Source organism: Pinirhizobacter sp. (assembly GCF_035317885.1).
GTDB lineage: Bacteria > Pseudomonadota > Gammaproteobacteria > Xanthomonadales > Rhodanobacteraceae > Pinirhizobacter.
The window spans coordinates 1-4,168 of record NZ_DATHFX010000147.1 but is presented as its reverse complement, the minus strand read 5'-3'; the positions used below and the strand labels follow the sequence as shown (position 1 = coordinate 4,168).

Annotated in this window: 2 protein-coding genes; both read left to right on the top strand. The window is 65.7% G+C overall.

The genetic code is table 11. The features are described from left to right. The first annotated feature begins 155 nt into the window (after window positions 1–155). The gene (locus VK519_RS04535) at window positions 156–2,285 is read left to right on the top strand and encodes a prolyl oligopeptidase family serine peptidase (RefSeq protein WP_324347943.1); all 2,130 of its coding nucleotides are present in this window, start codon (window positions 156–158) and stop codon (window positions 2,283–2,285) included. Between the two features lie 69 nt (window positions 2,286–2,354). After that, a partial coding sequence (locus tag VK519_RS04530; protein ID WP_324347942.1) for a S9 family peptidase occupies window positions 2,355–4,168 on the top strand: 1,814 nt, incomplete at its 3' end.

Here is a 4,168-nt window from a genome sequence, read left to right as displayed (position 1 = left end):
GGCGATCAGCATCGGGCGCATGGCGTTAAGAACCTTCGGGCCAAACCTTGAAGGATAGCCAAGCCCACGTGCACCGCAAGCGCCGGTGGTCAGGGTGCCCGGGCCCGTACCCGCGGGCGTAACCTTCGTGCCTCCTTCCGACCACGAATCCAGCCATGCGCCCAGCCGTCCTTGCCTGCGCCCTCGCCTTCGCCCTTGCCGGCCAGGCCCATGCCGCCGAACACAAGGCCGCGAACCTGCCGCCGCCCACGGCGAAGCATCCGGTGCACGAAACCCTGGCCGGGCAGTCGGTGGACGATCCCTGGCGCTGGCTGGAAGACGGCAGCAACCAGGAAGTGAAATCCTGGATCGAGGCGCAGAACGCCTATACCGAGAAGACCATCGCCGCGATCCCGGCGGGCAAGTCGCTGACCGAACGGGTCAAGCAGCTGTCGATCACCTCGACCACGCGTTCGGGACCCATGCTTGCCGGCGGCACGTTGTTCTTCATGAAGCACACACCGCCGCAGTCCCAGCCGGTGCTGATGGCGCAGGCGTGGCCAAAGGGCGAGCCGCGGGTGCTGGTGGATCTGAATGCCAACGGCGGCGGCACCGCCATGACCGGTTACTGGCCCTCGCCCAGCGGCCGCTACCTTGCCTACGGTACGGCCGAAGGCGGCAGTGAACTGACCACCTTGCACGTCCTGGATACCACCAACGGCAAGACCCTCCCCGACAGCCTGCCCTGGGCCGGCGGCGGCACCACGCCGCAGGGCGTGGCCTGGGACAAGGACGAAAAAGGCCTGACCTACGTCCGCTTCGCGCCGCCACCCCCGGGCCAGCAAGTGCGCCAGTTCGACGCCGTGCTCTCGCATCACGCCATGGGCAGCGATCCGGCCAATGATCCGGTCGTCTTCGGCCAGGGTTATTCCAAGGTGGCCGAATACATCCTGATGCAGTCGCCGGAGGGCAAGGTTGCCGTGCTCGCCAACGAAGGCGACGGCGGCGCGGCCGAGGTGTTCCTGAAACAGGGCAATGCGTTCAACCGCGTGCTTGGCCACCAGGCCAATGTGCGCGGCGCGCACTGGGTGGGCGAGAAGCTGTACGTGGAGAGCTTCGAGGGTGCGCCGCGTGGCAAGTTGCTGTCGGTCGACGGCGAAGGCGCGGTGCAACCGGTGCTGGCCCAGGCTAAGGGGGCGCTGCAGGGGGTATCGCCGTTTGCCGATGGCTTCATCGTCACCCGCAGCTGGGGCCCGGATTGGTGGGCCGAGCAATACGACGCCCAGGCGAAACTGGTGCGCCGCCTGCCGCTGCCCGACACCGGCATCACCGTCGGCGGCGTGGCGGCCGAGGCCGGCCAGGCCCGGGCGCTTATCAGCTACGTCGGCTGGACCACCCCGCAGCGCTGGGTGGAGTACGACGGCCAGGCAGGCACCGTGGCCAACGTCTTCGAGGTCAAGCCCGCGGCCGACTACGGCAACGTCCAGGTCCAGCGCGTGCAGGGCCTTTCGAAAGACGGCACGGCGATCCCGGTGACGGTGATCTCGATGAAGGGCATCGACGCCAACGGCAAGCGGCCGACCATCCTGTACAGCTACGGCGGCTTCGATATTCCCATCACGCCGGGTTTCATCGGCTCCAACCTGGCCTGGCTCGAGCGCGGTGGCGTCCTTGCCTACGCCAACATCCGCGGCGGCAACGAGTTCGGCCAGGACTGGCACGCGGAGGGACAGAAGCTCAAGAAGCAGAACGTCTTCGACGACTTCCATGCCGCGGCGCAGGCGCTGGTGAGCACCGGCTGGACCGACGCCGCCCATCTGGGCATCCGTGGTGGCAGCAATGGCGGCCTGTTGATGGGCGCGGCGCTCACCCAGCACCCGGAGGCCTACCGCGCGGTGGTATCCCAGGTGGGCATCTACGACGTACCCCGCCACGAAACCGCCTTCGCCAATGGCCCCTACAACGTGAGCGAGTACGGCACGGTGGCCGATCCGGCCCAGGCAAAGGCGACGCTTGCCTACTCCCCCCTGCAGCACGTGAAAAAAAGCACGAAGTACCCAGCGGTGCTGATGACCACCGGCGCCAACGACCCGCGCGTGGCGCCATGGCAGTCGCGCAAGTTCACCGCGGCCCTGCAGGACGCCACCACGTCCGGGCAGCCGATCCTGCTGCTGACCCGGATGAACGCCGGCCATGGCATCGGCGCCCCCTTCAGCCAGCGGGTGGGTGACGCCGCGCTGGCGCTTACCTTCTTCGCCGGGGAACTGGGCCTGCCCGAGACCACCCCGGCGCCCTCCAGCCCATGACTTATGGCGGTTCGCGTCCTGAGCCCTGAAGGGCTCTAATGGAGGCTTGCCTCACCTTCCGGAGTACCCATGCGTGCCCTCGTCCTTGCTGCCCTGATGGTGGTTGCCCTGCCCGTGTCCGCTGAAAAACTCACCATCGAGAAAATCTTCGACGGTGGCAGCCTGAGCGGCCCCACGCCGCGCGGCTTGAAGATCTCCCCTGACGGCACGCGGGTGACTTTCCTGCGCGCAAAGCCCGACGACCAGTACCAGCTGGACCTGTGGGAATACAACATCAAGGACCACTCCACGCGGCTGCTGGTGGATTCGAAGAAGATCGAACCACAGGCCAAGGAGCTTTCCGATGAAGAGAAGGCACGCCGCGAGCGGGCCCGTACCGCGGGCCTGAAGGGCATCATCAGCTACCAGTGGTCGCCGGACGGAAAGGCCCTGCTGTTTCCCATCGGCGGCAAGCTGTACCTGTACGACCTGGCTTCGGCCAAACCGCATGAACTGGCTACCGGCGGCGACCCGATCGACCCGAAGATTTCCCCGAAGGGAAAATTCGTCTCGTACGTGCGCGACCAGAACCTCTTCGTGATCGACATCGCCACCGGCAAGGCTACCCAGCTCACCCATGACGGCAAGGGCACGGTGCACAACGCCGAGGCCGAATTCGTCGCCCAGGAAGAAATGCACCGCTTCACCGGCTACTGGTGGGCGCCGGACGATTCGGCGATCGCTTTCGAGCGCTTCGACGAGAAAAACGTACCGGTGACCAAGCGCACCGAGCTCTATGCCGATCGCACCGAAGTGATCGAGCAACGCTACCCCGCCGCGGGCGATCCGAACGTGGAGGTGCAGCTGGGCCTGGTGGCGCCCACCGGGGGCGACGCACGCTGGATCGACCTTGGCAAGGACAAGGACATCTACCTGGTTCGCGTCGAATGGGTGCCCGATAGCGCACACGTGACCTACCAGGTGATGCCGCGCAGCCAGCACCAGCTGGACCTGAAGATCGTCGATGCAAAAACGCTGGCCCAGCGCACGCTGGTGAGCGAGCACAGCAAGACCTGGATCAACGTGCTGGACGACCTGAAATTCGTCGACGGCAACAAGTCGTTCGTGTGGGGATCCGAGCGCAGCGGCTACCACCACCTGTATCTCTACGGCATCGACGGCACGCTCAAGCACGCCATCAGCAAGGGCGACTGGAACCTCGACGAACTCCTTGCCGTGGACGAGAAGTCCGGCCTGGCCTATGTGAGTTCCAACTTCGACTTCGTGCCCGACCGCCAGGTGTACTCGCTCAAGCTCGATGGCAGCACCGCGGAAAAACCAACGCGGGTGAGCCAGGGCGATGGTTCGCACCATGCTGAGTTCTCCAAGGATGCCAGCTTCTACATCGACGCGTTCTCCGATCCCGCCACGCCGCCGCAGGTATCGATCCGCAAGAACGACGGCAGCTTCGTCACCTGGATCGAAGAGAACAAGCTGGACGAGCACCACCCGCTGTTCAAGTACAAGGACGCCCTGGTGCAGCCGGAGTTCGGCAAGATCAAATCCAGCGACGGGCAGGACCTCTGGTACAAGGTGTACAAGCCCGCCGGCTTCGATCCGTCGAAGAAGTACCCGGTGTTCGACACCTACTACGGCGGCCCGACGGCGCAGATGGTCGCGCGCGGCTGGGGCGACTACTTCGCCCAGTACATGGCCCAGCAGGGCTTCGTGGTGTTCACCCTGGACAACCGCGGCATGGAACGTCGTGGCCGGAAATTCTCCGACGTGATCTACCGCACCCTGGGCGTGGCCGAGGTCGAAGACCAGCTCGCCGGCGTGAAGTGGCTGAAGTCCCAGCCGTGGGTGGACGGCAAGCGCATCGGCGTATTCGGCTGGAGCTACGG

What these genes read in the sequence shown, in the direction of transcription:
- VK519_RS04535 (WP_324347943.1), top strand. Translation starts at nt 156, where the DNA reads ATGCGCCCAGCCGTCCTTGCCTGCGCCCTCGCCTTCGCCCTTGCCGGC.